The sequence below is a fragment of the Ewingella sp. AOP9-I1-14 genome (genome assembly GCF_052375995.1).
In the GTDB taxonomy this organism is placed as follows: domain Bacteria; phylum Pseudomonadota; class Gammaproteobacteria; order Enterobacterales; family Enterobacteriaceae; genus Ewingella; species Ewingella allii.
Window position 1 is genome coordinate 972389 of sequence record NZ_JBQSVA010000001.1, and the last position, 25354, is coordinate 997742.

27 protein-coding genes and 2 pseudogenes are annotated in these 25354 nt (G+C 55.4%); 11 read left to right on the forward strand and 18 right to left on the reverse strand.

Going from position 1 to position 25354, the window contains the following annotated elements; all coding sequences use genetic code 11:
• Nucleotides 1-9 precede the first annotated feature (9 nt).
• The 4 genes from ACT3RT_RS04470 to ACT3RT_RS04485 all read left to right on the forward strand — a co-directional run bounded on the left by ACT3RT_RS04470 (nt 10) and on the right by ACT3RT_RS04485 (nt 3425).
• The gene (locus ACT3RT_RS04470; protein WP_496202565.1) at nt 10-786 is read left to right on the forward strand and encodes an SDR family oxidoreductase; all 777 of its coding nucleotides are present in this window, start codon (nt 10-12) and stop codon (nt 784-786) included.
• A 126-nt stretch (nt 787-912) separates the two neighbouring features.
• Nucleotides 913-1770: a co-chaperone YbbN gene (locus tag ACT3RT_RS04475; protein ID WP_496202566.1), complete on the forward strand. Its 858-nt coding sequence runs from the start codon at nt 913-915 to the stop codon at nt 1768-1770.
• A 285-nt stretch (nt 1771-2055) separates the two neighbouring features.
• Complete coding sequence (locus tag ACT3RT_RS04480) at nt 2056-2964, forward strand: SPFH domain-containing protein (RefSeq protein WP_396131072.1); 909 nt, start codon at nt 2056-2058, stop codon at nt 2962-2964.
• Nucleotides 2964-3425: an NfeD family protein gene (locus ACT3RT_RS04485; protein WP_496200613.1), complete on the forward strand. Its 462-nt coding sequence runs from the start codon at nt 2964-2966 to the stop codon at nt 3423-3425. The genes ACT3RT_RS04480 and ACT3RT_RS04485 overlap by 1 nt, the downstream gene beginning before the upstream one ends.
• A 256-nt stretch (nt 3426-3681) precedes the next feature.
• On the opposite strand, the gene cueR is transcribed toward ACT3RT_RS04485, so the two are convergent.
• Nucleotides 3682-4089 (reverse strand): Cu(I)-responsive transcriptional regulator, encoded by a 408-nt coding sequence (gene cueR / locus ACT3RT_RS04490; RefSeq protein WP_100937446.1) that lies wholly within the window; start codon nt 4087-4089, stop codon nt 3682-3684.
• An 89-nt stretch (nt 4090-4178) separates the two neighbouring features.
• Here cueR and ACT3RT_RS04495 point away from each other — a divergent pair.
• The 5 genes and pseudogenes from ACT3RT_RS04495 to ybaL all read left to right on the forward strand — a co-directional run.
• Nucleotides 4179-4367 (forward strand): annotated as a pseudogene (locus tag ACT3RT_RS04495) (cation transporter); the annotation flags it as partial.
• A gap of 169 nt (nt 4368-4536) precedes the next feature.
• A complete protein-coding gene (locus ACT3RT_RS04500) occupies nt 4537-5346 on the forward strand; it encodes a TraB/GumN family protein (RefSeq protein ID WP_396131076.1) in 810 nt (269 codons plus the stop codon).
• A 474-nt stretch (nt 5347-5820) separates the two neighbouring features.
• Nucleotides 5821-6300, forward strand: coding sequence for a Cys-tRNA(Pro)/Cys-tRNA(Cys) deacylase YbaK (gene ybaK, locus ACT3RT_RS04505; protein ID WP_486031286.1), 480 nt, complete (start codon nt 5821-5823; stop codon nt 6298-6300).
• Between the two features lie 42 nt (nt 6301-6342).
• Nucleotides 6343-7560 carry an MFS transporter gene (locus ACT3RT_RS04510; RefSeq protein WP_353503026.1) on the forward strand — a complete coding sequence of 406 codons (1218 nt, stop codon included), beginning with the start codon at nt 6343-6345 and terminating at the stop codon, nt 7558-7560.
• A 230-nt stretch (nt 7561-7790) separates the two neighbouring features.
• Nucleotides 7791-9482: a YbaL family putative K(+) efflux transporter gene (gene ybaL, locus ACT3RT_RS04515; protein ID WP_353503027.1), complete on the forward strand. Its 1692-nt coding sequence runs from the start codon at nt 7791-7793 to the stop codon at nt 9480-9482.
• A 52-nt stretch (nt 9483-9534) separates the two neighbouring features.
• On the opposite strand, the gene ACT3RT_RS04520 is transcribed toward ybaL, so the two are convergent.
• The 7 genes and pseudogenes from ACT3RT_RS04520 to ACT3RT_RS04550 all read right to left on the reverse strand — a co-directional run bounded on the left by ACT3RT_RS04520 (nt 9535) and on the right by ACT3RT_RS04550 (nt 13958).
• Entirely contained in the window at nt 9535-10032 is a 498-nt protein-coding gene (locus ACT3RT_RS04520) for a P-loop nucleotide/nucleoside kinase family protein (RefSeq protein WP_485903610.1), read from the reverse strand.
• 114 nt (nt 10033-10146) lie between these two features.
• Nucleotides 10147-10893, reverse strand: a complete 747-nt coding sequence (locus ACT3RT_RS04525) for an SDR family oxidoreductase (RefSeq protein ID WP_496202567.1) — start codon at nt 10891-10893, stop codon at nt 10147-10149.
• Nucleotides 10877-11443: an FAD-dependent oxidoreductase gene (locus ACT3RT_RS04530; protein ID WP_496202601.1), complete on the reverse strand. Its 567-nt coding sequence runs from the start codon at nt 11441-11443 to the stop codon at nt 10877-10879. The genes ACT3RT_RS04525 and ACT3RT_RS04530 overlap by 17 nt, the downstream gene beginning before the upstream one ends.
• 149 nt (nt 11444-11592) lie before the next feature.
• Nucleotides 11593-11772, reverse strand: a pseudogene (locus ACT3RT_RS04535) (NAD(P)-binding protein); the annotation flags it as partial.
• Entirely contained in the window at nt 11769-12449 is a 681-nt protein-coding gene (locus tag ACT3RT_RS04540; RefSeq protein ID WP_496200607.1) for a cupin domain-containing protein, read from the reverse strand. The gene ACT3RT_RS04540 and the pseudogene ACT3RT_RS04535, both read right to left, overlap by 4 nt.
• A gap of 51 nt (nt 12450-12500) precedes the next feature.
• Nucleotides 12501-12845, reverse strand: a complete 345-nt coding sequence (locus ACT3RT_RS04545; RefSeq protein ID WP_034792297.1) for a carboxymuconolactone decarboxylase family protein — start codon at nt 12843-12845, stop codon at nt 12501-12503.
• Nucleotides 12846-13031: 186 nt separating this feature from the next.
• Nucleotides 13032-13958 (reverse strand): LysR substrate-binding domain-containing protein, encoded by a 927-nt coding sequence (locus tag ACT3RT_RS04550; RefSeq protein WP_485903603.1) that lies wholly within the window; start codon nt 13956-13958, stop codon nt 13032-13034.
• A 200-nt stretch (nt 13959-14158) separates the two neighbouring features.
• On the opposite strand from ACT3RT_RS04550, the gene ACT3RT_RS04555 reads away from it, so the two are divergent.
• Nucleotides 14159-14935, forward strand: a complete 777-nt coding sequence (locus tag ACT3RT_RS04555) for an SDR family NAD(P)-dependent oxidoreductase (RefSeq protein ID WP_034792301.1) — start codon at nt 14159-14161, stop codon at nt 14933-14935.
• 61 nt (nt 14936-14996) lie between these two features.
• Here the strand turns inward: ACT3RT_RS04555 and ACT3RT_RS04560 are convergent, their stop codons facing one another.
• The 7 genes from ACT3RT_RS04560 to ACT3RT_RS04590 form a co-directional block, all read right to left on the reverse strand.
• On the reverse strand, nt 14997-16316 hold the full coding sequence (locus ACT3RT_RS04560) for an inosine/guanosine kinase (protein WP_496200605.1): 1320 nt from the start codon (nt 16314-16316) through the stop codon (nt 14997-14999).
• A gap of 26 nt (nt 16317-16342) precedes the next feature.
• Nucleotides 16343-17305 (reverse strand): ferrochelatase, encoded by a 963-nt coding sequence (gene hemH / locus ACT3RT_RS04565; protein ID WP_496202568.1) that lies wholly within the window; start codon nt 17303-17305, stop codon nt 16343-16345.
• 231 nt (nt 17306-17536) lie between these two features.
• Nucleotides 17537-18181 carry an adenylate kinase gene (gene adk, locus ACT3RT_RS04570; protein ID WP_353503037.1) on the reverse strand — a complete coding sequence of 215 codons (645 nt, stop codon included), beginning with the start codon at nt 18179-18181 and terminating at the stop codon, nt 17537-17539.
• 103 nt (nt 18182-18284) lie between these two features.
• Nucleotides 18285-19169 carry a DMT family transporter gene (locus tag ACT3RT_RS04575; protein ID WP_486031297.1) on the reverse strand — a complete coding sequence of 295 codons (885 nt, stop codon included), beginning with the start codon at nt 19167-19169 and terminating at the stop codon, nt 18285-18287.
• Nucleotides 19166-20047, reverse strand: coding sequence for a DUF6024 family protein (locus tag ACT3RT_RS04580; RefSeq protein WP_496202569.1), 882 nt, complete (start codon nt 20045-20047; stop codon nt 19166-19168). The genes ACT3RT_RS04575 and ACT3RT_RS04580 overlap by 4 nt, the downstream gene beginning before the upstream one ends.
• Entirely contained in the window at nt 20047-20445 is a 399-nt protein-coding gene (locus ACT3RT_RS04585) for an NUDIX hydrolase (protein ID WP_100937457.1), read from the reverse strand. The genes ACT3RT_RS04580 and ACT3RT_RS04585 overlap by 1 nt, the downstream gene beginning before the upstream one ends.
• Before the next feature lie 14 nt (nt 20446-20459).
• Nucleotides 20460-21131 (reverse strand): hypothetical protein, encoded by a 672-nt coding sequence (locus ACT3RT_RS04590; protein WP_396131091.1) that lies wholly within the window; start codon nt 21129-21131, stop codon nt 20460-20462.
• Between the two features lie 264 nt (nt 21132-21395).
• Here ACT3RT_RS04590 and ACT3RT_RS04595 point away from each other — a divergent pair, with 264 nt between their 5' ends.
• Complete coding sequence (locus tag ACT3RT_RS04595; RefSeq protein ID WP_496202570.1) at nt 21396-22268, forward strand: LysR substrate-binding domain-containing protein; 873 nt, start codon at nt 21396-21398, stop codon at nt 22266-22268.
• 73 nt (nt 22269-22341) lie between these two features.
• Here ACT3RT_RS04595 and htpG read toward each other — a convergent pair whose 3' ends face one another.
• The 3 genes from htpG to ACT3RT_RS04610 form a co-directional block, all read right to left on the reverse strand.
• Nucleotides 22342-24210 carry a molecular chaperone HtpG gene (htpG, locus tag ACT3RT_RS04600; protein WP_353504014.1) on the reverse strand — a complete coding sequence of 623 codons (1869 nt, stop codon included), beginning with the start codon at nt 24208-24210 and terminating at the stop codon, nt 22342-22344.
• Nucleotides 24211-24409: 199 nt separating this feature from the next.
• A complete protein-coding gene (recR, locus tag ACT3RT_RS04605) occupies nt 24410-25015 on the reverse strand; it encodes a recombination mediator RecR (RefSeq protein ID WP_353503040.1) in 606 nt (201 codons plus the stop codon).
• Nucleotides 25015-25344: a YbaB/EbfC family nucleoid-associated protein gene (locus ACT3RT_RS04610; RefSeq protein WP_353503041.1), complete on the reverse strand. Its 330-nt coding sequence runs from the start codon at nt 25342-25344 to the stop codon at nt 25015-25017. The genes recR and ACT3RT_RS04610 overlap by 1 nt, the downstream gene beginning before the upstream one ends.
• Between the last annotated feature and the right edge of the window lie 10 nt (nt 25345-25354).

A 25354-nucleotide genomic window follows, 5' to 3' on the forward strand; every position in this document is an offset into this window, starting at 1 on the left:
GGTAAAGTTATGCAAAAAGCAGTATTGATCACCGGCTGCTCAAGCGGCATTGGGTTGGCTGCCGCGCACGATTTGCGTCAGCGCGGCTATCGCGTGCTGGCGGCTTGTCGCAAAGCGCAGGATCTTGAGAATCTGCAACAGCAGGGTTTCGAAACCATTCAGCTGGATTTGGACGATAAGCAGAGCGTCGAGCGCGCCGCCGCGGAAGTCATCGCCCTGACCGGCAATCGCCTGTATGGCCTGTTCAATAACGCTGGTTACGGGGTTTACGGGCAGCTAAGCGGCATCAGCCGGGAGCAGTTCGAGCAGCAGTTTTCCACCAATCTGTTCGGCACTCATCAGCTCACCCAGCTGCTGCTGCCCGCCATGTTGGCCCACGGCGAAGGTCGCATCATTCAGACCAGTTCGGTGATGGGCTTGATCAGCACGCCGGGGCGCGGGGTCTACGCCGCCAGTAAATACGCGCTGGAGGCGTGGTCCGACGCCCTGCGCATGGAGCTACACGGCACGGGGGTACAGGTCAGCCTGATTGAACCCGGCCCGCTGACCAGCAATTTCACGCAGAACGTTAATCAGTCGCAGGCCGATAAACCGGTGAATAATCCGGGCATCGCCAAGCGTTTTACCCTGACGCCAGAGGCAGTTTTGCCGAAATTGCGCCATGCTTTAGAGAGCCCGAAGGCGCGTTTGCGCTATCCGGTGACGCTGCTGGCGCACGGCATCACCGTGCTGCGCCGCCTGTTACCCGGCCGCGTGCTGGATAAAATCCTGCGCGGTAATAGCTAGCGGCAGGGGTTGAAGCTGGCACAAGTGCCCCCATTTAGCTTTTAACATCTTATTATTTATCACAATCTCGGCGCGGCATTGTTTCAACTAGGGACAGGGCTTCACCAAGATAAGAGAGACTGATTTATGCTGGCACAACCTTCGATCATTACTATCAACGAAACCAACCTGCACCAGACGTTGGAACAGTCCATGTCGGTTCCGGTGATGTTTTACTTCTGGTCCGAACGCAGCCAGCACTGTCTGGTGCTGGGGCCAATCCTCGACAAACTGGCCACCGAGTACGCCGGTCAGCTGATTCTGGCAAAGGTCGACTGTGACGCCGAACAGATGATTGCTCAGCAGTTCGGTCTGCGCTCCATCCCGGCGGTTTATCTGTTCAAAGATGGTCAGCCGGTAGACGGTTTCCAAGGCCCGCAGCCGGAAGAGGTGATCCGCGAACTGCTGCAAAAAGTGTTGCCGAAAGAAGAAGAGTTGAAAGTGGCGCAGGCCCAAGAGTTGCTGCAAGCCGGTGATCTGACAGGCGCCCTGCCGCTGCTAAAAGAGGCCTGGCAGCTCAGCCAGCAGCGCAGTGATATCGGCCTGATGCTGGCTGAAGTGCAAATTCAGCTCAACCGCAGTGAAGATGCCGAAGCCGTGCTGGCGACTATTCCGCTGCAAGATAAAGACTCGCGCTATCAGGGGCTTATCGCGCAAATCGAGCTGCTAAAACAAGCTGCTGACACCCCTGAAATCCAGCAATTGCAGCAGCAACTTCAGCAAGAGCCGGGCAACGTTGAGCTGGCGGTTAAGCTCAGCCTGCAACTGCACGCGGTGGGCCGAAATGAAGAGGCGCTGGAACTGCTGATGGCACCGCTGAAGAAAGATCTCGGCGCGGCCAATGGTTCTGCACGTAAAACGCTGATGGACATTCTGGCTGCACTCGGCACCGGCGATGCGCTGGCCGCCAAGTACCGCCGCCAGCTCTATTCCCTGCTTTACTGATCCCCGCAGAACGCATCACAGCTTCCCCCAGCGCGGCCCCCGTCGCGCTGCTTTCCCCTCTATTTAGTTGTTCGCCTAAGCTGAATCAATACGACTTCTGAATGTTTTGTGCGACAATCCCCAGTGAGCAAAATATATGCGCTCTACTCACATGAATTTGTTTTTTCTGGAAAATCTCCAGAAAACAATAGGACACGCAGCCATACCCCAAATAGTTCCAGTTGCAGGAAAGCAACTCACGCCTCCGTAGCTTGAAATATCAAAGGTATTACAGGAGTTCAAACTATGTTGACCGTTATCCCGATTATTGTCGTTCTCGCGCTACTGGTGGTTTTCGCCGGTGTTAAAATTGTTCCCCAAGGCTATCAGTGGACCGTCGAACGTTTTGGCCGTTATACCAAAACCCTGATGCCTGGCCTGAATCTGGTCGTGCCCTTCGTTGACCGCGTCGGCCGCAAAATCAATATGATGGAACAAGTGCTGGATATTCCTTCTCAGGAAGTGATCTCCCGCGATAACGCCAATGTGGCTATCGACGCCGTTTGCTTTATTCAGGTGATTGACCCGGCGCGCGCCGCCTATGAAGTCAGCAACCTTGAGCAGGCGATTGTTAACCTGACCATGACCAACTTCCGTACCGTGCTGGGCTCGATGGAACTGGACGAGATGCTGTCACAACGCGACAATATCAACGCGCGTTTGCTGCATATCGTCGACGAAGCCACCAACCCGTGGGGCGTAAAAATCACCCGTATCGAAATTCGCGACGTGCGCCCGCCGGCTGAGCTTATCTCGGCGATGAACGCCCAGATGAAAGCCGAACGTACCAAACGCGCCGATATCCTTGAAGCTGAGGGTGTGCGTCAGTCAGCCATTTTGCGCGCCGAAGGTGAAAAGCAGTCACAGATCCTGAAAGCCGAAGGTGAGCGCCAGTCAGCTTTCCTGCAAGCTGAAGCCCGCGAACGTGCGGCGGAAGCAGAAGCACAGGCCACCAAAATGGTGTCTGAAGCAATCGCCGCCGGCAGCGTGCAGGCCATCAACTACTTCGTGGCGCAGAAATACACCGACGCGCTGACCAAAATCGGCTCATCCAATAACAGTAAAGTGATCATGATGCCGCTGGACGCCAGCAGCCTGATGGGCTCCATCGGCGGTATCGCGGAACTGCTGAAAGAAACCAAAGGCGGAAAATAATGCTGCAACAGCTTATAGCAAGCCCGCACCTGTTTTGGCTGTCACTCGGCGGCCTGTTGCTGGCAGCAGAACTGCTCGGTGCGAGCGGTTATTTGCTGTGGAGTGGCATTGCGGCGGCGCTGGTAGGGTTACTGACGTGGCTGCTGCCGCTGTCGTGGGAATGGCAGGGTATCAGCTTTGCCGTGCTGACGATGGTCGCCGCGTGGCTTTGGTGGAAGTGGCTCAGCACGCGCCAGAGGCCGGACCGGCAGAATGGCTCACTGAATCAGCGCGGCCAGCAGCTGGTCGGCATGCATGCCACCGTGCTTGAACCCATGAGCAATGGCTACAGTCGCGTGCGCATTGGCGACAGCACTTGGCGCATCACCAGCACCGCGCAACTCAGCGTGGGCGACGACGTGGTCATCACCCAAGTCGAAGGCATTACGCTGAAGGTTGAGCCGAGCAACAGCCGCCTCTAAGCTCTCTCAAAGCCATTGGTGCTGCAGCAAGGCGGCAAAAGAGGGAATCCCGATGAGCTGACATCAGTCAGTGATTCGGGTGACCGAAAGCGGCTAACGCAGCTGCGGTGCCAAGGTCGAAGGCATTACGCTGAGGGTTGAGCCGAGCAACAGCCGCCTCTAAGCTCTCTCAAAGCCATTGGTGCTGCAGCAAGGCAGCAAAAGAGGGAATCCCGATGAGCTGACATCAGTCAGTGATTCGGGTGACCGAAAGCGGCTAACGCAGCTGCGGTGCCAAGGGCGAAGAGAGATTGTCGATGATTGGGCACGCCGCTCCTTCATCGCCAGGACAGGACTCTGCCATCGCCAGCAGCCGCTGGCGCATCTCGGTTAACTCTTCAATATGTCGACCAATCTCTGCGGCTTTCTCAAGCGTTCGCGCTTTCACATCGGCACTGTGGCGGTCGGGATTGTGGAACAGCGCCACCAGCTCCTGACACTCATCCAGAGTGAAACCCACCTGCCGCGCCTGACGCAGTAGCGTAAGCTCCTCAATATGCTTTTGAGCGTAAGTACGATAGCCGTTATCACTGCGCATCGGCGCCGTCACCAGCCCCTTCTCTTCGTAGAAGCGAATCGCTTTGCTGGTCAAACCGGTTTTCTTTGCCACATCGCTGATATTCATTTTGCCCCCTTGACCTTCACCTTGCTGGAAGGTTTATCCTACCCCTGAATCGAACAAAGGCCAACCAACAGTATCCAGAGGAACTCCCTATGACGACGACCGTTTTACACCTTGAAGGTTTGACCTGCGGACACTGCGTGGCGTCTACGCGCAAAGCGCTGGAAGCCGTGTCAGGCACCACCAAAGTGGACGTTGAGTTGAACAAAGCCGTGGTTGAAGGCTCTGCGCCAACCCAAGAGCTGATCGACGCTGTCGAAGAAGCGGGCTATCAGGCGACAGTCGCTTAACGTCCTGCGCCATCGCCGCTGGTAACTCTGCCCGCGGCGATAAACGTGACTTTTCATGCTTTTAATTCGCCTTCCCCCCGAAAATCAAGACTTTCCCCCTGTTCGCTACGCCAGCGACGCGCTAGCATGACCCTTCACCCTTGCAAGGAGACAACGCCACATGGGCCATATCTTTTACCAACTTGCCCGCTGGCTCGGTCTGCTTTCTCCCGCGGAATATCACTATCCGGCGATGGATATCCAGCTTCCCGGCGACCGTCATTTGCACCTGGTGGGCAGCATCCACATGGGCACCATGAATATGCAGCCCCTGCCGGATATCTTGCTGAAACGGCTGTCGCAGGCCGATGCGTTGATTGTCGAAGCCGACATCAGCGAGGCGGAATCGCCTTTCGGCATCGCGGAAGATCTCTCGCCACTTAGCGAGAGGCTGACTGAGCAGCAATATTTGCAGGTGGAGAGACTCTGCGAGGAGTTGGGGACATCTATCTATAGCCTGAATCACCTGCCCTGCTGGCAGGTCGCGCTGATGCTACAAGCCGGTCAGGCCCAGCGCCTTGGGCTGCGCGGCGAATACGGCATTGACTATCAGCTATTGAAAGCCGCACGGCGCGAGCAGAAGAAAATCATCGAGCTGGAAGGCCCGCAGGAGCAGCTCACCCTGCTTCAGCAACTGCCGGACGACGGCCGTTCGCTGCTGGAAGACACCCTGACTCACTGGCACACCAACGCGCGGCTGCTGCAAACCATGATCAGCTGGTGGCTGGAATCCCAGCCCAGCCAAAGCATGGAGCCGCTGCCCAACACCTTCAGCAATGACCTGTACGACGTGCTGATGAATCAACGCAACCTACGCTGGAAGCAGCAACTCAACGCCCTGCCGCCCGGTAAATACGTGGTCGCCGTCGGCGCGCTGCATCTGTATGGCGAAGGCAACCTGCCGGATATGCTGACAGCGGATCGGCGCTGAGTCGGGTTTGTGCCTGAACAAGAACAAAACTCGAGATCCTCAAAATCATTCGAGTCAGATCAAGGCGGCAACTGAGCGAGTCTCTGGGAGCTTACACAAGTAAGTGTCTAGGGCGAGCGAAGGAAGCCAACGCAGAGCTGGCTTAAAGGATAAAGAGGATCAAAAAAGTGGCCAATATCGCTATTGGCCAGTCAAAGAGGAATTTCATTTTATTAGTTATAGCTTCAGCATTTGTCTCTTGCGGGACAGAACACTGGCAGTAGTAGGTTAGCAATCTGTATTGGGTCTTGGCAACAGACATTCGCTAGACTAATATTTAACATTCGTTCAAGAAATACTCTTTATGCTTTACAATCAAAAGATTGAGCAGAGTTATTATTTTTCCGCTAATTAAGTCATCGTGAACGTCTGAGGCATTTTTACCCTCATAGACCCGGTGACTTTTTTTATTGGGATCTTTTCTCGGGGATGGTTATGACGCCAGCAGTCAAATTATTGGAAAAAAATAAGGTGGCTTTTACTCTCCACCCTTATGAACACAGCAGCGATGAGACCCACTTCGGTGACGAAGCCGTGCAGAAACTCGGGCTGGATGCTAATCAGGTCTATAAAACCCTGCTGGTTTCACTCAACGGTGACGCAAAAAATTTGGCCGTGGCCGTCACGCCAGTCGCCTCAATGTTAGACCTCAAGAAAGTCGCCAAAGCCCTCGGCGCGAAGAAGGCCGATATGGCTGACCCGCAAATTGCCCAGCGCGTGACCGGATATCTGGTCGGCGGCATTAGCCCTTTGGGGCAGAAAAAGCTGCTGCCCACGGTTATCGATAGCCCGGCGCAAAACTTTGCCACCATTTTTGTCTCTGGAGGTAAACGCGGGCTTGATATTGAACTGGCTGCGGGCGATCTTTGTACCCTGCTGCGCGGAAAATTTGCCGACATCGCTAAAGTTGACTGACTGTTTCCGCTACTTACTACAAGAATAAAGGCTTAGATAGAGATGACCGACCGTACCGACCTCCCTACCCAACCCGTAGCCAGCGCCGCCAAACGCACGGCCTTCGGGATACTCGGCGCAATCAGCGTTTCCCACCTGCTCAATGACATGATCCAGTCGCTGATTTTGGCGATTTATCCCCTGCTGCAAAACGAGTTTTCCCTCAGCTTCACGCAGATAGGCATGATAACCCTGACTTATCAGATAACCGCCTCGCTGCTACAACCTATTATTGGTTATTACACTGACAAGCATCCGCAGCCTTACTCGCTGCCGATTGGCATGGGCTTTACCCTCTCCGGCCTGCTGCTGTTGGCGGTGGCGCAGACCTTCCCAGTGGTGCTGTTAGCCGCCGCGCTGGTGGGCACCGGCTCCTCGGTGTTCCACCCGGAGTCCTCTCGCGTGGCACGCATGGCGTCCGGTGGCCGTCACGGTCTGGCGCAGTCGGTCTTCCAGGTGGGTGGCAACTTGGGAAGCTCGCTGGGGCCTTTGCTGGCCGCACTGATTATCGCCCCTTATGGCAAAGGCAATGTGGCCTGGTTCTCACTGGCGGCCCTGCTGGGTATCGTGGTACTGCTGCAAATCAGTAAGTGGTATCGCCAACAGCAGCAGATCATCAAGAAGCGCGGCCCCGTCGCGGGCAATATCACCGTGCTGCCGCGCCGCACGGTGGCGATGTCGATGGGTATTCTGCTGGTGCTGGTGTTCTCCAAGTACTTCTACCTGACCAGCCTGAGTAGCTACTACACCTTCTACTTGATTCACAAGTTTGGCGTGTCGATTCAAAACGCGCAGATCCACCTGTTTGTGTTCCTGTTTGCCGTGGCGGCGGGCACCATTATTGGCGGGCCGATTGGCGATAAGATTGGGCGTAAATATGTGATTTGGGCTTCGATCCTCGGCGTCGCACCTTTCACCCTGCTGCTGCCCCACGCCAACCTGATGTGGACCAGCATTCTCAGCGTGATCATCGGCGTGGTATTGGCTTCGGCCTTCTCGGCAATTTTGGTGTTTGCGCAGGAGTTGATTCCGGGCAAAGTCGGCATGGTTTCTGGCCTGTTCTTTGGTTTGGCCTTCGGCATGGGCGGCCTTGGCGCTGCGGTGCTAGGCTACGTTGCCGACCGCACCAGCATCGAACTGGTGTATCAGATTTGCGCCTTCCTGCCACTATTGGGGATTCTCACCGCATTCTTACCGAATATTGAACAAAAGCAGTCCTAAACTTCTGCCTTTCTGCTGCCGATACTCCGTTATCGGCAGCACACTCACCTTGTCCACTGAAACATCGCTGTCCAAAACCCTGTGAAATGTCACTTTCATCCTGATTTACATCAAAATCGTTATTTTTTGACATTCAAGGCACATTTTCTTACACATCGGCTGCCGATATGCCATAAAATCATTAACACTCTCTTACACTTTGCACTGACGCATAACTAGAAGGAGTATGGATGCACAACTCTACGCCCTTGATAACCACCATCGTCGGCGGTTTGGTACTGGCCTTCCTGTTCGGGATGCTCGCCAATCGCCTTAAAATTTCCCCTCTTGTCGGCTATCTTGCCGCTGGCGTGCTTGCTGGCCCTTTTACTCCGGGCTTTGTCGCCGATACTTCTCTTGCTCCTGAGCTGGCGGAAATTGGCGTCATCCTTCTGATGTTCGGCGTAGGTTTACACTTCTCTCTCAAAGACTTATTGGCAGTAAAATCCATCGCTATCCCCGGCGCGGTGCTGCAAATCGCGGTCGCGACGCTGCTGGGTATCGGCCTGTCACGCCTGCTGGACTGGGACTTGGCTGCCGGTCTGGTCTTCGGCCTCTGTCTTTCCACAGCCAGTACCGTGGTGCTGCTGCGGGCGCTGGAAGAGAGGCAGCTGATTGACAGCCAGCGCGGGCAAATCGCCATTGGCTGGTTGATAGTCGAAGACTTAGTAATGGTGCTGACGCTGGTTTTACTGCCCGCCTTTAGCAGCATGATGGAGAGTGAGCATTCAAGCTTTGGCGCGCTGGGTATGGAACTGGCGATAACCATCGGCAAAGTGATCGCCTTTATGGTGCTAATGATGGTGGTCGGCCGCCGCCTGGTGCCGTGGATCCTCGCCCGCACCGCCAGTACCGGCTCGCGTGAGCTGTTTACGCTGGCGGTTCTGGCGCTGGCGCTGGGCATTGCTTATGGCGCGGTGGAGCTGTTCGACGTCTCCTTTGCGCTGGGTGCGTTCTTCGCGGGCATGGTGCTAAACGAGTCTGAACTGAGCCAACGCGCGGCGCACGACACCCTGCCGCTGCGCGACGCCTTCGCGGTGCTGTTCTTTGTCTCCGTCGGCATGCTGTTCGACCCGCTGATCATCATCCGCGAGCCTCTGGCGGTGCTGGCAACGCTGGGCATTATCGTCTTCGGTAAATCGATCGCCGCCTTCCTGCTGGTGAAAACCTTCGGCCACTCGCGGCGCACCGCGCTGACGATCTCTGTCAGTTTGGCGCAGATTGGTGAGTTCGCCTTTATCCTCGCCGGTCTGGGTATCACGCTCGGCATGCTGTCTGAGCATGGCCGCAATCTGGTGCTGGCGGGCGCGATCCTGTCGATTATGCTTAACCCGCTGCTGTTCACGTTGCTGGAAAAATATCTGGCGAAGACCGAAACCATCGACGATCAGAGCGTGGAAGAAGCCGTCGAAGACGAGAAGCAGATCCCCTTCGACCTGTGCAACCACGCCCTGCTGGTGGGCTATGGTCGCGTGGGTAGCCTGCTGGGCGAGAAGCTTCAGGCCGCGGGCATTCCACTGGTGGTAATTGAGAACTCCCGGCCACGGGTCGAAGCGCTGCGCGAGCAAGGTATCAGCACGGTATTGGGTAACGCCGCCAATCAGGAAGTGATGGATTTGGCCCGTCTGGACTGCGCCCGCTGGCTGCTGGTGACCATTCCCAATGGCTACGAAGCCGGTGAAATTGTCGCCTCGGCAAGAACCAAACGCCCGAATATCGAGATCATCGCCCGCGCCCACTATGACGACGAAGTGCGTTACATCATGGAGCGCGGGGCAAACGAAGTGGTGATGGGTGAACGTGAAATCGCCAACAGCATGCTGAATATGCTGCATGTTGACGTAATGAAAGAAGACGAAAAGCGGCCTTACTGCCCGATTTAACGCCTTTTCGACTAGCAAAAAGCCTCCCATATGGGAGGCTTTTTTATTTCACTCAGCGATAAACCACCACCTGAAACCCTTCGTCTTCCGTCGGCGGGACAAAGTGGCTGGTGATGAAATCAAACTGCTGGTCGGTGGCGGCGAAGTCGTGCTCACCGGCCTGATTGCGGGCGCGGAGCCGGGCTTTGCACACCTCGTCGGGAACGTCGAGATAGTGCAGCTGGTTGTCAGCGCCGGACGCCTCGACAATCCCCTTCATCCATTGGCGGTTTGCTAGCGTATTGGCCGGGAAGTCGAGCACCACTGACATACCGGCTTGCAGCAAGGCAATAAGGTGCGGAGCCATGGCTTCTCGCAGCTTGGCCGAGCAGCGCACGTAGTCGGCTACGCTATGCATCTCCTCAGCGTAAAGCCGCGCCAGCCACTGGTCTTCGCTAATAATCACCGTTAACGGGCGGGCAGCAAGACGGGCAGACAGCGTAGATTTGCCCGAGGCAATTTTACCGCAGAGCAGGTGAAGAGTGGGAGTTTCCGTGGCGGTCAGGGACATGCTTTCCTCGCTTTGCTGCTAGTAAATGAATCAAAAGAGTAGCACGCGCTGGGGCGAAGAGAGCTGAAAAATAAGGCCAGCAAGAGGGCTGGCCTTATTGAGTCATATCAAGAGCTAAAGCTGCGAAAAGCCACCGTCGACTACCACTTCAGCCCCCAGCATGTAGCGAGATTCATCGCTGGCGAGGAACACCACCGCGTTGGCGATATCTTCGGCCTCCCCCAAATGCCCGAGGGGAATTCGCGCCGCAATGCGCTGTTTGCCAGCGTCAACTTCAGCCTCTGTGCCGCCGCTGCGCCCGTGGATGGGCGTATTCATCGCCCCCGGACTGACGGCGTTGACGCGGATTTTGCGCTCGAGCAGCTCCGCCGACCACGTTCGCGCCAATGAGCGCACCGCCGCTTTGGAGGCCGAAAGCAGAGACAGGCCCGGCGTGCCGACCTGATTCAACCACGAGGTGTTGAGAATTACCGACGCGCCCGGCTGCAACAGCGGCGAAATCGCCTGCATGGAAAAGAACACGCCCTTGACGTTGATATCCATCAGCTCGTCGTAACGCGCCTCGCTGGTACTCGCCAGCGGCGAGCCGAAGGCCACACCGGCGTTGGCAAAAAACGCGTCCAGCCCGCCAAACTCAGCGGATACTTGGTCGTGGATACGGCGCAGATCCTCTGGCGCCAGCACGTCAGCCTGAATCGCCAGAACATCCCCTACCAGCTGCTGTTTAATCTGTTGCAACTTCCCGGCATCGCGCCCGGTGATCGCCACCCGCGCCCCTTCGCGCAGCATTAATTTGGCCGTAGCTAAGCCAATGCCGCTGGTGCCACCGGTGATCAATACGCGTTTATTTTTCAATCTCATACTGTGCTCCCTGAGTGGGTTGGTGTGATTGAGTCGTGAATGCGGCGAAGCCCTGCGTCGCGGCGTCTATTGCCCCGGCGATATAACCCGGAAAGGCCGCCGACCACTCGCTGGCGATGCCCTTTAATCTCCCCTGCCAGACGCCCTCGCGGATAAAAGCCTCAGGAATCGAATGGCTCTGATTCGCCGTCAGGTCCCCCGCTGTGGCGGTCAGCGGATCGTCGGCCCAGTCTTTGAAAAACTCAGTAACCGGATGCGCCGCCTGCTCGCCAAACAGCCTGACCAGCTGCGCGCGACAGAGGTCTTTTAGATTGCTTTCGCTGGTGGTCCAGCGCGTTTTCGCCGGTATTCCCAGAAAGCCGAACAGTGCCGCAGCCTGCTCTGACGCCGAGGCATCGTGAATCTCAGCCATAGGGCCGACGGCGCTGCGTGCTTCCCCTGACAGCCCTTGCTGCCGCCAAAATGGTCGGGAGTAAACTGCCACGTATTTGGCGTGCGGCGCCATCCAAGTGCCGGTATTGGCCCACTCTCGGGCGACGGATGCTGGCAGCGCGGGGTTGAAACGTAACCAGGATGCCGCGAAATCGGCTGATGCAACGCACGATCCAGCAGCATGTCGCCCTGCTCTTCTTGCGCGATAAGCTCAATATCAAGCTGTTGTAAAAGCTGTGCCAACTGGGTCTGAAAGGCTGGCCAGACCCACGTAGCGCCGAGATCAAAACGCTGAGTTTCATCTGCGGCGTGCAGCGACTGAATGCGCCCACCGGCCTGATCGCGCCCTTCAATCAGCAGATAATCCACGCCCGCCTGCTCCAAAAGCGCGGCGGCATACATTCCGCTCAGGCCGCCGCCAACAATGGCAACTTGCACCTGTCTCATTGCTTCACCGCCAATGTTTTCTGCCCGGGCAAATGGCCGGTTTTGATGTACAACAGCGCCCCTGCCTTGCCGGACACTAATTCAGGAAAGGTGCCAGCAGGAAGCCGCAGCCAACTGCCCGTGGAATAGGCGCTAGCGCCCTCTGTTATCTCTCCGCCCAGCACCAACAGCTCGGCCCCGGCCACCGGCTCACTGGCAAAAATCGGCTCTCCGGCGGCGAGGCTTTCCAGCCTCACCAGCTCATGCGCACTCTGGTACAGCGGGCAAATTTCACGGCCCTGCCGTTGCTGCCAGCGGCTTGCTTCCAAGGTATTGATGCGCACTCGCTGGGTTTCCTCGGCGGCCATCTGCCGCAGTTTGACGAAAATCGTCGCGCCCAATTTGCTGGAAGGCTGATGGGAAGAGCCCGGCGGATTACGCAGATACCAGCCCGCCGGATAGTGCTGCTCCCCTTCGGAAAACACGCCTTCCAGCACCAAAATCTCCTCGCCGTCAGGGTGCGAATGTGTGGGGAAATCTGAGCCCGCGTCATAGCGAACAATGCTGGTGGCCCGCGCCTGTTCTGCGCCAATGCGGTCTAGCATGACGCGGTGAACGCCGGACTGCGGCGAGCTTACCCACTCATATTTATCCGCCGTGACCAGCGCGCGCAGGGAGAGGTCGTGATTGACTAACATGATGCGTTTCCGATAAGAGAGCAGACCGGCGCGGCTAAGCGCCGGAAAAAATTATGCTTTTGGCAATGAGTCGAAGGCGTCCAGCACGTGGGCGGTGTAGGTCAGCGCCGCGCCGGTATTGAGGGAGATCGCCACGGCCAGCGCTTCGGCAATCTCTTCGCGCGTCGCGCCGTGTTTGGCGGCAGCTTTAACGTGAACGGAGATACAGCCGTCGCAGCGGGTGGTCACCGCCACCGCCAGCGCAATCAGCTCATGGATTTTCGGGTCCAAATGGCCAGTCGCGGAAGCGCCCGCATCCATCTTGACCAGCCCGCGCATAAATTCCGGCGTCAGCTTGGCGAACTCATTCACTTTCCCCAGCAGTTCATCGCGATGTTCATTCCAGTTCAGCAACATAGAAAATCTCTTCTTCAATCAGGCGACGTGACCCATCACGTCCCTTTCGTCGCAGGCATTATTGAAATGTTAAGAGTGTTAAACAAATGAGATAAACTTGCCTTATGGCAAAGAAAAACTATCTTGCTGAAAAAGCTGAAAGCAGAGGATAGCCAGCCGTGGCTTGGCTATTTTCTGAAGAGAGAGTTAGGCGGGGGTGTTTGAGCTTAGTGAGTGCTGATATTCCAGCATCCAGTCATGGAAAATCTGCACTTCGGGGCGACTCAGCGCATGCTCAGACCGCACCATGTAATAGGACCACGTCAGTGGCCATTTAAATGATGGGTAGAGCTGAATCAGCTGGCCGCTATCAATGGATTGCTGCACCAGCGCGCGGCGCACGATAGCCACGCCACGCCCGCCGAGCGCCGCCAGAATCACCGCCGAGGTAGAGTTGATATGCAGGCTATTCTGGCTCACATGGCCATAGCCGATGGTGTCCAGCACACCGCTCCACGACGGCATATTGGCGCCGGGATGCGGGGTGTCATCGTAGATAAGCTTCTGTTTATTCAGCCAATCGCAGTCGGCTTCTTGCCCAGCTTTTAAAATCAGCGGGCTGCACACCACCACTGCCTCTTCATCCATGATCCAGGTCGCGTGCAGCCCCGGCCAGTTGCCCGGCCCGCAGCGAATGCCGATATCCGCCTCGCCGTGAGCCAAATCGATATGCTTATCCGAGACGTCGAGGCGTAGGTCGATATCCTCATGGTGTTCGGCAAACAGGTTCAGGCGCGACATCAGCCAGTTCATCACCAGCACCTGCGACGCGGTAACCACAATCACCGAGCGCGCGCGGCGTCCGCGCAACTTCTTCAGGCCGCTTTCGAGCTTATCCAACCCGTCGGTGATCTCTTTCAGCGCGTCTTGCGCCTCAGCTACTACCATCAGCCGCTTTTTGCCAGAACGCGTACGAGTCAGCAGCGGATGCCCTACCCACTCCTCGAGCGAACGCACCAGCTGCCCAACCGCCGCGGGCGTCACGCCCAGCTCTTCCGCCGCCCCGGTAAAGCTGCCGTGTCGGGCCGCCGCTTCAAAGGCGTGTAGCCATTTAAGTCTATTTAAGGAGCGCATCGCAAAATCACCTGCTGATTAGTTATGCCTTCATCCTAGCCCAGAAAACGGCTAACGACATAGATTTTCTTTGTCATCAGGCAATATCTTCTGATTCGTCAGCCTGCTCGCCCCGTGGCAATCTGGGTTCATCGCCGGGCAGCTGAATCTGACAGATGCCTTGTTAATAACTGATTGATAAATAAGAATTCGAGGTCAATATGTCAGCATCATTTGCAGGTAAAAAACTATTAGTCGTCGGCGGCACCAGCGGCATGGGTCTGGAAACGGCGCGCATTGTGTTAGAAAACGGCGGCAGCGTGGTGCTGGTGGGCAATCGTCAGGCCAAAGCAGAAGAAGCGCGCCAAGCCCTGTCATCCCTTGGTCCGGTATCCATTATCGTCGCCGATCTAATGAAAGAAGCCGGTATGAAGCACGTGATGGCGGAAATTAACCGCGACCATCGCGATATCAGCCTGTTAGTCAACGCCGCTGGCGTGTTCTTCCCGAAAGCCTTCGTCGAAAACGAAGAAGCCGACTATGACATGTATATGAACATCAACCGTGCGACCTTCTTCATCACTCGCGACGTGGCAAGAAACATGGTGGCAGCGGGCATCAAAGGCTCAATTGTGAACATCGGCTCCATGTGGGCGCAGCAGGCCATCGGCGCGACGCCATCCTCGGCCTATTCCATGGCAAAAGCGGGCCTGCACGCCCTGACCAAAAATCTGGCACTGGAGCTGGGTCAGAGCGGCATCCGCGTGAATGCCGTTTCGCCAGCCGTGGTTCACACGCCGATCTATGAAGGCTTTATTCCTAAAGAGGACGTGGGCGGCGTGATGAACAGCTTCGACAGCTTCCACCCAATCGGCCGCGTCGGTACGCCGCGCGATATCGCCGACACCGTGGCTTTCTTGCTGTCTGATAAAACGACGTGGGTTACCGGCGCCATCTGGGACATCGACGGCGGCGTGATGGCGGGACGTAACGCTTAAGGTTTAAATGCAAAAACGCGGCGAGCGCCGCGTTTTTTTTCTGCTTATTGACGCCTTAGCATCAACGTTCCCAATACGACTCCTCGAGGCTATCTTCGCGCTCCGGCAGGCCACGCGTCAGGCGCGGGGAGTGCTGGTTGAGGACCTGATAGCTTACGCGGTTGGCGTATTTACAGACCTGAGACAGTGAGGAGTAGGTCAGATAGTCGCGGGCGTGCTTGCTGGAGTTTGGCACGCTGGTGCGGTGGAAGCCGTTGGCGGCGATGTCGTGCAGCAGGGCAGACAGCGCGCCGTCTCCAGCACCGTTGGTGTTCATGATCTTCTCCGGCCCGCCCATGTATGGCGCGATGTGGGAGTAAATTTTCAGCGGGTTCTGGCAGCTGTCGCGGCGCATGGCGCGGCTGAATTCATACTGGTTGAACTCGGCAATCGCCCCCGGCAGCAGCGGGTGATTCGTCGCGCGTTTGTACTCTTCTTCGGTGTAGCTGGCCATAAACAGGCCGTTCGGACCGGCGGTGCAGAGCACCAGATCAACCCACTCCAGCGCCTTATCGGCCGCCATCAGCGGGTCTTTCAAGCCCGTTAGCGCAAAACCTTCATCTTCGTTCATCGCCAAAATAGAGACATTTTCAGCGATGAAGTCGCGCCACGCCTGCGGGTTCTCAGCAATCACAAACTGGGTACCCAGAGTCAGTACCACTGGCACCTGATACTTCTTCGCATAAGCGATAGCCTGCATCGTGGCTTCTGGCATAGGTTCGCCTTCGCTACTGCGCAGCAGGTAGGAAGTCAGCACCAGCGCCGAAGCCCCGGCAATCACGTCCTCCGGCACGCTTTCCTGACGCAAATTGTTCATATGCCCAGGGCTAATCGCAAAGGTACGCTCGCCGCTGTCGCTGATCAGGGTAAAGCAGCGGCCAATGGCGCCATCCACACCTTGCAGGTAGTTCAGATCCACGCGGCTCGAGGTGTTGCACAGGTAGCGATAGGCGTAGCTGCCAATCTGCACGTGGCTGCACATCACGCCGAGCAGAACTGAGCGGTCATCGGCCAGCACCGAGTAGTTGTGCAAAGTGTTGCCGATGGTGCCACCGGCAAACTGATGGGTGATCAGCGCCTGACTCATTAACTCCTGATACAACGCCTCGGCGGTCGCATCGTCGATAACGCTGGACTCGCCGGCCTTCAGGCCATAACGGGTAACGAAGTCTTCGTCTACACGCGCTTCAATATCTACCATCGTCTGATCGATACCGACGATATAAGAAGCCCCTACTTCGCTGTCAGGCATCATGCTCTGCAACATTGAATCACGCAGTAAAGGATCGCGCGCGCTGACAGGGAAATAGTGTTTAGACTTACGTTTACCAGGAAATTTCATTGATGCTCTCTGTGGATCAAAAAACGTTAAAAATGTTGAGTCACTAACTGCTGAAGCAGATCGATATGCTCAGGCTGATCGTTAAGGGCGTCAATATAATGGAATTGCTCGCCGCCTGCGTGCATAAAGATCTCACGGTTCTCTTCTTTAATCTCTTCCAGCGTCTCCAGACAGTCTGCCGCAAAGCCTGGACACATGATCTGAATGTTCTTCACGCCCTGCGCCGGCAAGCCTTTCAGCGTCTCGTCGGTATAAGGCGTCAGCCATGGTTCACGGCCAAAGCGCGACTGGAAGGTCAGCAAGATTTTTCCCGTCGGCAGGCCCAGTGCCTGAGTCAGCGCCTGAGTGGTGTCGCGGCAACGCTGTTCATAATCGTCGCCCAAGGCCACAAAGCGCTTCGGAATACCGTGGAAGGAGAGCATCAGGCGATCTGGTTCGCCGTGCTCGGCGAAGGAGCGCAAAACGGTGGTTTTCAGCGCGGAGATATAGGCCGGATGCTCGGCGTAGTCGCGAATAAAGCTCAGTGACGGCAGGCGGCGCTTCTCTTTTAACACGCGCGCTACGCCGTCAAACACCGCGGCGCTGGTGGAGCAGGAATATTGCGGATACAGCGGCAGTACGACCATTTTGGTGACGCCCTGCTCCAGCAGTTTGTCGATGGCATCTTCCATGCTTGGCTTGCCGTAGCTCATCGCCAGTTCAACCGGAGTGCCCGGCAGGCGCTCGGCCAGCGCTTTTTGCTGGCGGCGGCTAAACACCATCAGCGGCGAACCCTCTTCCATCCACACGCCCTTATACAGTTTGGAGACGCGCGGAGATCGCAGCGGCAAAATTACGCCGTAAAGGATCGGCAGCCAAATCAAACGATTAGTATCAACAACCCGTGGATCACCTAAAAACTCAGCCAGATACTTTTTTACGGCCTGCGGCGTTGGTGCTTCGGGCGTACCGAGATTGACCAGTAACACACCGAATTTCGTCTGCATCATGCTGAATTTCCTAAATTATTACGGCTCTTGAGCCTGGGTGACTGGAAGCCAAAAATGCGGGCTTCGACTTAACTTTGCACATTGTAACCAAAAAGACGGGGAGCGGAACCGATAACAGCTAATGGCAGAAGTAATCAATACCATTCATTTGATGAATAAAAGTGCGGGAAACAGAAATAACAAAAGCGACCGGAGTCGCTTTTGTTATTTCTATTATTTACGACAACGACATTAACCGAGGATAGAAGCCAGCTCTTGGCGCACTTCGTCCACTTTCTGAGTACCGTCGATACGAACGTATTGAGTGTTGCCCGCTTCAGCTTCTTTGCTGTAGTAAGACACCAATGGCTCGGTCAGATCGTGATATTCAACCAGGCGCTTACGCACGGTTTCTTCCTGATCGTCCTTACGGGTGATCAACTCTTCGCCGGTCACATCATCTTTGTTTTCCACTTTTGGCGGATTGAATTTGATGTGATAAACGCGGCCTGAGCCTGGATGAACGCGGCGACCTACGATGCGATCAACGATCAGTTCGTCAGGTACGTCGAATTCCAGCACGTAGTCCACTTTGATCCCAGCGTCTTTCATGGCATCAGCCTGAGGGATGGTGCGTGGGAAGCCGTCGAGCAAGAAACCATTGCGGCAGTCTTCCTGCTGAATGCGTTCTTTAACCAGTGCAATCACTAATTCGTCGGTCACCAGTTTACCGGCATCCATGATTTCTTTTGCTTTCTTGCCGAGCTCACTTCCAGCTTTAACAGCTGCGCGCAACATGTCACCGGTAGAAATCTGCGGAATGCCATATTTCTCCATGATGAATTGCGCTTGAGTTCCTTTACCAGCGCCCGGAGCGCCCAGCAGAATGATACGCATTGCGTAAATCCCCTTGCATGTAATTTTTATTAAAACGTACAAAACGACCAACCATATCATTCTGCTCGCCCTTCCTCAAGGAACAGGCTGCGCGCAATCAAGGTTAAGCCAGCGCCTCCTGGCGTTTAATTCGCAAGGTCTGGGAGATAACGGCCAGCACAATAATGCACCCACCAACAACGGCTTGCAGCGTTGGCGCCTCATTAAGAAACAGGAAAATCCACAGCGGCGCGAGGGCGGTTTCGAGCAGTAAAAATAGTCCGGCGTTAACCGGAGAAACAAAGCGCGTGGAGAGAGAAATCAGCCCCATCGCCAGCGGCATAATCACCGCGCCTTCTACGAACAGCCACAGCCACTGCGAACCGCTGAGCAGCGGAACAGCGTGCAGCACGCCACCGCCGGTGAAGCCCACCACGCAAACCGAGGCCAGCACGCCGCCGATTGAAGGCAAGCCCACGGTGCCGTTTTCCACTTTTGAAGCAAAGATAAAGGCTAGCGCCATAGACACTGCCGTCGCCAGCGCGAAGTAGTTGGCCAGCGGGTCATAGCCCGTCGCGCGGCCGGTCATCACGATAGCTACGCCGAGCATGCCCGCGATGGCGGCCATCAGCAGAGATTTATCAATTTTGGTGCCAAAGAACAGGCGCGAAATGATCGCGGAAACAAACGGCGTCGAGGAGATGATCACCAGCACGGTGGCGATGCTGCCGCGATTTAACGCATTAACGAAGCAGGCCGACGCAATACAGAAAAACAGCGTCGACAACGCGTTTTGACGGGTGATCCACGGCACGCCGAGCACCGAGCGGCTCTTCGGCCACAGCAGGTAAACCAGCACCACCAGCCCCCACATAAACAGGCCGCGCAGCATCACAATCATCCATGAGTTATCGATACTCATGAGTCGGATAAACACGGAATCGGTACTCAGAATTATGCCGCCGAGAATACCGATCAGGTTGCCGTTAACTGGGGTAGATTTACTCATTTTTGACTCCAAAGTCGGGCTAAATCGTCGATAACACTGCCAGTGCTATCCACTTGCTGAAAGCGATTGCCCCGCGCCCAGCGGGAAATACGCAAAGTTTGGGTGTGCTCGAAATAGCTGCCATTGATCTGTTTGACCTTACGCAGCTGGTCTTCAGACAGCGTCGCCACGGGGAAGCAGGCGAAAGGCAGGCCAGACGCGCTGAGCGAGGTCAGGCGTAGACCGTTAGCCAGCGGCAGGTCGATTTTCTCGACGCTGGCCACGTTGTAAGGCTGCCAATCCGTGGCCTCCATCGCGGCAATGGCCTCCTGCAATGGCCGCTGAGAGACGGTTGATCCTTCGTACAGGCGCAGCTCGCTGCGGAACAAACAGCTGTAGTGCTCAGGGCGCACGGCAATCAGCGTCAGACCCACGGCCACCGACGCGTGTTTATGCAGCGGCGCGAGGAAAATCGAGCTGTTATTCACCAACTCATCATGCAGACCGGTGGCGAAACTATGCGAACCGTCGACCACGGTTTTATGATTCAAACCATCAAGATCGTTAATGGCCCCGGTATAAGGGTTAACGTGCGTGACCATGTTGACGCCGCTGTTTTGCCCCGGCGCGTCAATCGGCGCGGGTTTGGAGAACAGCAGTTCAATCGGCTGATAGTGGCGATGGGCGGCCAGATTCAGCGACATATTATGTTTATGCAGCAAGTGGGAGAGCATGGCTAAGCCCACACGCACCGACTGCACTAGAAAAATGTCATAATCGCCAAGACGATAGACCGTCGTCAGCTTGTCGCGCAGCACTTCCCGCAGCCGGTTTACTTCCCTGTAATAGTGATCACCGTGCTGTTGCTGCAAGGCGGGAGAGAGAGATGAAGGGTCCATCAGTCGATCAACTCACGCTGGTACAGTAACGGCAGGACGTTGTCGCGAAACACGGATCCCACTCCCACTTCGCAAGGCGGCTTGCGGTAATTCACCCAGGCGATTTCAGCGATCTCCGCGCTGGCGACGGGCTGCCCCACCACTTCCACCTGATAAACATGATTTTCAATCGCCACTTTTTCGAACTCCGCCACGCCGTGGAATAAGCCCAGCGGCGTGATTTTGGCCGTATCAACGTTAAGTTCTTCTTTTAACTCACGACGCAAACAGCTGATGTGGTCTTCTCCGGTCAGCGGCTTACCGCCGGGAGAGATAAAGATGTCAGTTCCGCGCTTGCGCGTTAGTAATAACGCGCGGTCACGGATGATCACTGCCGAACATTTGACGATAGTTTTCATCGGGTTATCCTTCATTACGCCGCAGCGTGAGTCGCCGTTTTTAACCCCAGACTCAGGGTTTCACCGGAGAGGAATTTAATGATGTTGCGCGCTAGCGGCGTTTTCTCATTCAGATAAGCCAGAATGGTTTCGTCATTCGGCGTCGAGAAGCTGTCACCGAAAATACTCACCCCTTCCAGCGATTTAGTGGAAATACCTAATTGCAGCAGGCGATATTTCACGTCGTCAGAAGATTGAGCGAATTCATAAATTGGCGAGTGGTATTGAATGTCGTATTCATTCATCAGGTTGACCAAGAACTCTTTGGCAACCAGGCGCTGCTCGGGGAATTCTTGCTGGTAGTGGGTAATACCGTCGTTAATCACGCTAATATCGTTGCGGCGGCAGAAATCCACCAAGTGAGCGTGAATCGCTAATTTCTCGCCGAGTAACACCAGATTTTTACGATGACGCAAAATATCGCTTTCGATATTTTCAATGGCGATGGAGCGGAAAGTCCCGCTGATATCCTCGACGGTGTGTTCGACCACTAAATCGCCAAAGCGATTACGCAACTCTTCCACACGGTGGGCGAGAATGCCGCGGTGCAGGGAGCAACCGCTGTTGGCAGAGTAAAGATGCACAGGGATACCCTGTAACATTAAATAACATGCGGCCAGCGTGCTATCGCGGCCACCTGTGAACATAACTAACTGCGTTCGTGGAGTCGTATTTGCTGTGGAAGTCGTTGTACCAGAAAGTGAGTTGTTCATAGTCATCCTTATTTTTTATACAGACTTAACCAGCGCGCAAGGCGCAGACTGGCGCACTTACTGAATTATCTTCAGTAGAATTACAGCGCCTGTTAGAGAGATGTGCTTCGGAACGAGGTTGAGACTAATGGGTTTTTTCGGCACAAGAAAATGATATAAACAGACAGTTGAGTTGAGTTTTTCTAACAAGGTGTTGATATGGCAAACCTGCCTTCCCTGCGCGCCCTGCACTATTTCAAGCAGGCTGCGACCTTTGAAAGCTTCAGTCTGGCGGCGGAATCGCTGAACGTGACTCACAGCGCGGTGAGTCATCAAATTAAGAATTTAGAGGGCTGGCTGGGCACGCCGTTATTTAAACGCGCGGCGGGCCGGGTCTATTTAACCCGCGACGGTGAGAAATTAAAAAAATGCTGCGATCAGGTATTTGTCGAAATAGAAAATACCTGCCGTGAAATTAAAGCCCGGCAGGAAAATAATTTAATTATCTCCTGCGCGCCAAGTTTTTTAGCCCAGTGGCTTATTCCGCGGATTAGCCGCTTTTCGGAACGTCATGAAAATATTGTCCTGACTTTCCAAACGCATACCGATGTTCAGCAAGTCCATGAACAGCGGACAGATATTCTAATTAAGAGTAATGAGAACCAGCTGACCAGCGATATTGAATCAACGCTGATCACCGTCGATTATATCGGCCCGGTCTGTTCGCCGAATTTCCGCCACCGATTTACTTATCAGACGGACTTCTCCACCCTGCCATTGCTGCACGCCGACACCAAAATTAATGCCTGGCAGGAGTGGGCTAAGAAAACCAATGCCAAAGGCGATTTTATTGCGGGCAAGCATTTCGACAACCTGACGCTGGCGATTCAGGCGGCAAAAAACGGGCTGGGGATCATCATGACGCCGCAGATTCTGGTGAAGAAGGAGCTACAGGATGGCACGGTGATCGCGCCGCTGGGCTTCGCCGAGGTGGATCGCGCCACCTATATGCTGGTGAAAAGCGATCGCAGCCATGAGCCGGAGATCACTGCATTTCGCGGCTGGTTGCTGGAAGAAGCCAGCGGAGGCTAAGCCGTTTTCCTGCATTTAAGAGCAAAAAAAAAGCCCCGTCGCGATGACAGGGCTTTTTATGAGCATCTGAACCTTATGCTTGCAGCAGTTGGTTCATACGGCGGATAAACAGGTTTGGATCTTCCAGCGTGCCGCGCTCGGCAAACAGCGCCTGATCCAGCAGCAGTTCAACCCACTCGCTAAACTGCGCGTCATCGGCCACGTCGGAAGCACGTTTCACCAGCGCGTGGTCTGGGTTCAGCTCGAAGATGTATTTCACTTCTGGCGCTTCCTGACCGGCAGCGGCGAACAGCTTCGCCATCTGGGTAGTCATTTCATCAGCGCCGGTAGTGACAATCGCTGGCGTATCAGTCAGACGGTGGGTCAGACGCACTTCTTTCACACGGTCGCCCAGCAGGGTTTTCACGCGCTCAACGAACGGCTCCAGCGCCTTCTCAGCTTCTTTCTGCTCTTCGCTCTCTTCGTCAGCCAGCTTGTCCAACGTGTCGTCGGCCTTGCTCACGGATTGGAAGACTTTGCCATCAAACTCAGTCAGATAGCTCATCATCCACTCGTCGATACGATCGGACAGCAGCAGAACTTCGATGCCTTTCTTGCGGAACAGCTCAAGGTGCGGGCTGCTCTTCGCGGCGGCATAGCTGTCGGCGGTGATGTAGTAAATTTTGTCCTGACCTTCCACCATCTTGGCAACGTACTCTTCCAGAGAGAGAGTCTGGCTGGAGCTGTCGTTGCGGGTACTGGCGAATCGCAGCAGTTTGGCAATGGCTTCTTTGTTCGCGCCATCTTCTGCCGGGCCTTCTTTCAGCACCAGACCGAACTGTTGCCAGAATTGCAGGTACTTCTCGTTGTCGTCTTTCGCCAGTTTCTCCAGCATCTGCAATACGCGTTTGGTCAGCGCGCTGCGCAGGTTCTGGGTGATGCGGCTGTCTTGCAGGATTTCACGCGAGACGTTCAACGGCAGGTCGTTGGAATCTATCAGACCACGCACGAAACGCAGGTAGTTCGGCATGAACTGCTCGGCTTCGTCCATGATGAACACGCGCTGCACGTACAGCTTCAGGCCGTGCTTGTGGTCGCGGTTCCACATATCCCAAGGGGCTTGTGAAGGGATATACAGCAGGCTGGTGTACTCCTGCTTACCTTCAACACGGTTGTGGCTCCAGCTCAGCGGATCGCTGAAGTCATGGGAGATGTGTTTGTAGAATTCGGTGTACTCTTCGTCAGTGACTTCCGATTTACCGCGGGTCCACAGGGCCTGCGCCTTGTTGATTTGCTCCCAGGTGACGGTGTCATCTTCTTCATTGCGGGTTTCAACTTCAACCGGCAAGGCGATGTGGTCGGAATATTTGCTGATAATCGAGCGCACGCGCCAATCGTCGAGGAACTCATCCTGATCTTCGCGCAGGTGCAGAGTGATTTCGGTGCCGCGATCGGCTTTCTCTATATCCGCCAGGGTGTACTCGCCTTCACCAGCAGATTCCCAGAACACGCCCTCATCTTTGCTCGCGCCAGCAGCGCGGGTGCGCACGGTCACTTTGTCCGCCACGATAAACGCGGAGTAGAAGCCTACGCCGAACTGGCCGATCAGCTGGCTGTCTTTCGCCTGCTCGGAACCGACGGATTGCAGGAAGGCTTTAGTACCTGATTTAGCGATAGTGCCGAGGTTGTCGATCACTTCGTCACGGGTCATCCCGATGCCGTTGTCGCTCAGGGTCAGGGTACGTTTTTCTTTATCGAACGCCAGACGCACGTGCAGTTCGCCATCACCCTCATAGAGTTCAGGCTTGGAGAGCGCGCGGAAACGCAGTTTGTCGGCGGCATCTGAGGCGTTGGAGATCAGCTCACGCAGGAAAATCTCTTTGTTGGAATATAAGGAGTGGATCATCAGATGCAGCAGCTGCTTAACTTCAGACTGGAAGCCGCGGGTTTCTTGTCCTTTCATACTCATCAAATTACCTCAGTTACGCTATTTGAATTGTCATTATGCTGGCAAGCCCAGCCTTACAGGCGGCACATTGGCCAAAATAAAACGCTGAGGAGTAGATGGGGTTATCAGGAGGATAATTCAAGGGAAAAGAGAGAGTTTGGCTTAAAACTGAACCGCCACGCGTGAAATCGCACGCGTGGCGGGAATTACCAGATCAGAATTTGAAAGGTGCGCGCCCAGCCAGAGAGTGCGACAGCGTGGTGCCATCTACCATCTCCAGCTCACCGCCCATCGGTACGCCGTGCGCGATGCGGCTCGCCAGCACGCCGTACTGGCCGCACATTTCGGCGATGTAGTTCGCCGTCGCCTCACCTTCGACCGTCGGGTTGGTCGCCAGAATCACCTCTTTCATGCTTTCGCTTTCCAGACGATGCTCTAAACGATCTAAACCGATGTCATCCGGGCCAATGCCGTCCATCGGAGACAGATGCCCCATCAGGACAAAATAGCGACCGGAGAACTGACCGGTTTGTTCTATAGCATGGATGTCAGCCGGGCTTTCTACCACGCAAATCTGACCGTTTTCTTTGCGCCGTGGGTTGGCGCAAATGGTGCAGATATCCTGCTCGGTGAAAGTGCGGCAATCAGCGCAGTGGCCGATTTCAGACATCGCACGCGTTAACGACTGCGCCAGCCGCATTCCACCGCTGCGATCGCGCTGCAACAGTTGGAATGCCATGCGCTGCGCCGATTTCGGGCCAACGCCCGGCAGGCAGCGCAACGCCTCCATTAGTGATTCAAGGAGTGGGCTGGTTTGCATCAGAATGGCATCTTAAAGCCTGGTGGCAATTGCATGCCGCCGGATACAGAAGCCATTTTCTCTTTCTGAGTTTCTTCAATGCGACGCGCCGCGTCGTTGAAAGCCGCCGCGATCAGGTCTTCCAGCATGTCTTTGTCGTCTTCCAGCAGGCTTGGGTCGATTTCCACACGACGGCAGTTGTGCGCGCCGTTAATGGTGACTTTAACCATGCCCGCGCCAGATTCGCCGGTCACTTCTAACTGGGCGATTTCTGCCTGTACCTGCTGCATTTTTTCCTGCATTTGCTGGGCCTGTTTCATCAGGTTACCAATGCCGCCTTTTCCAAACATAATCATCTCT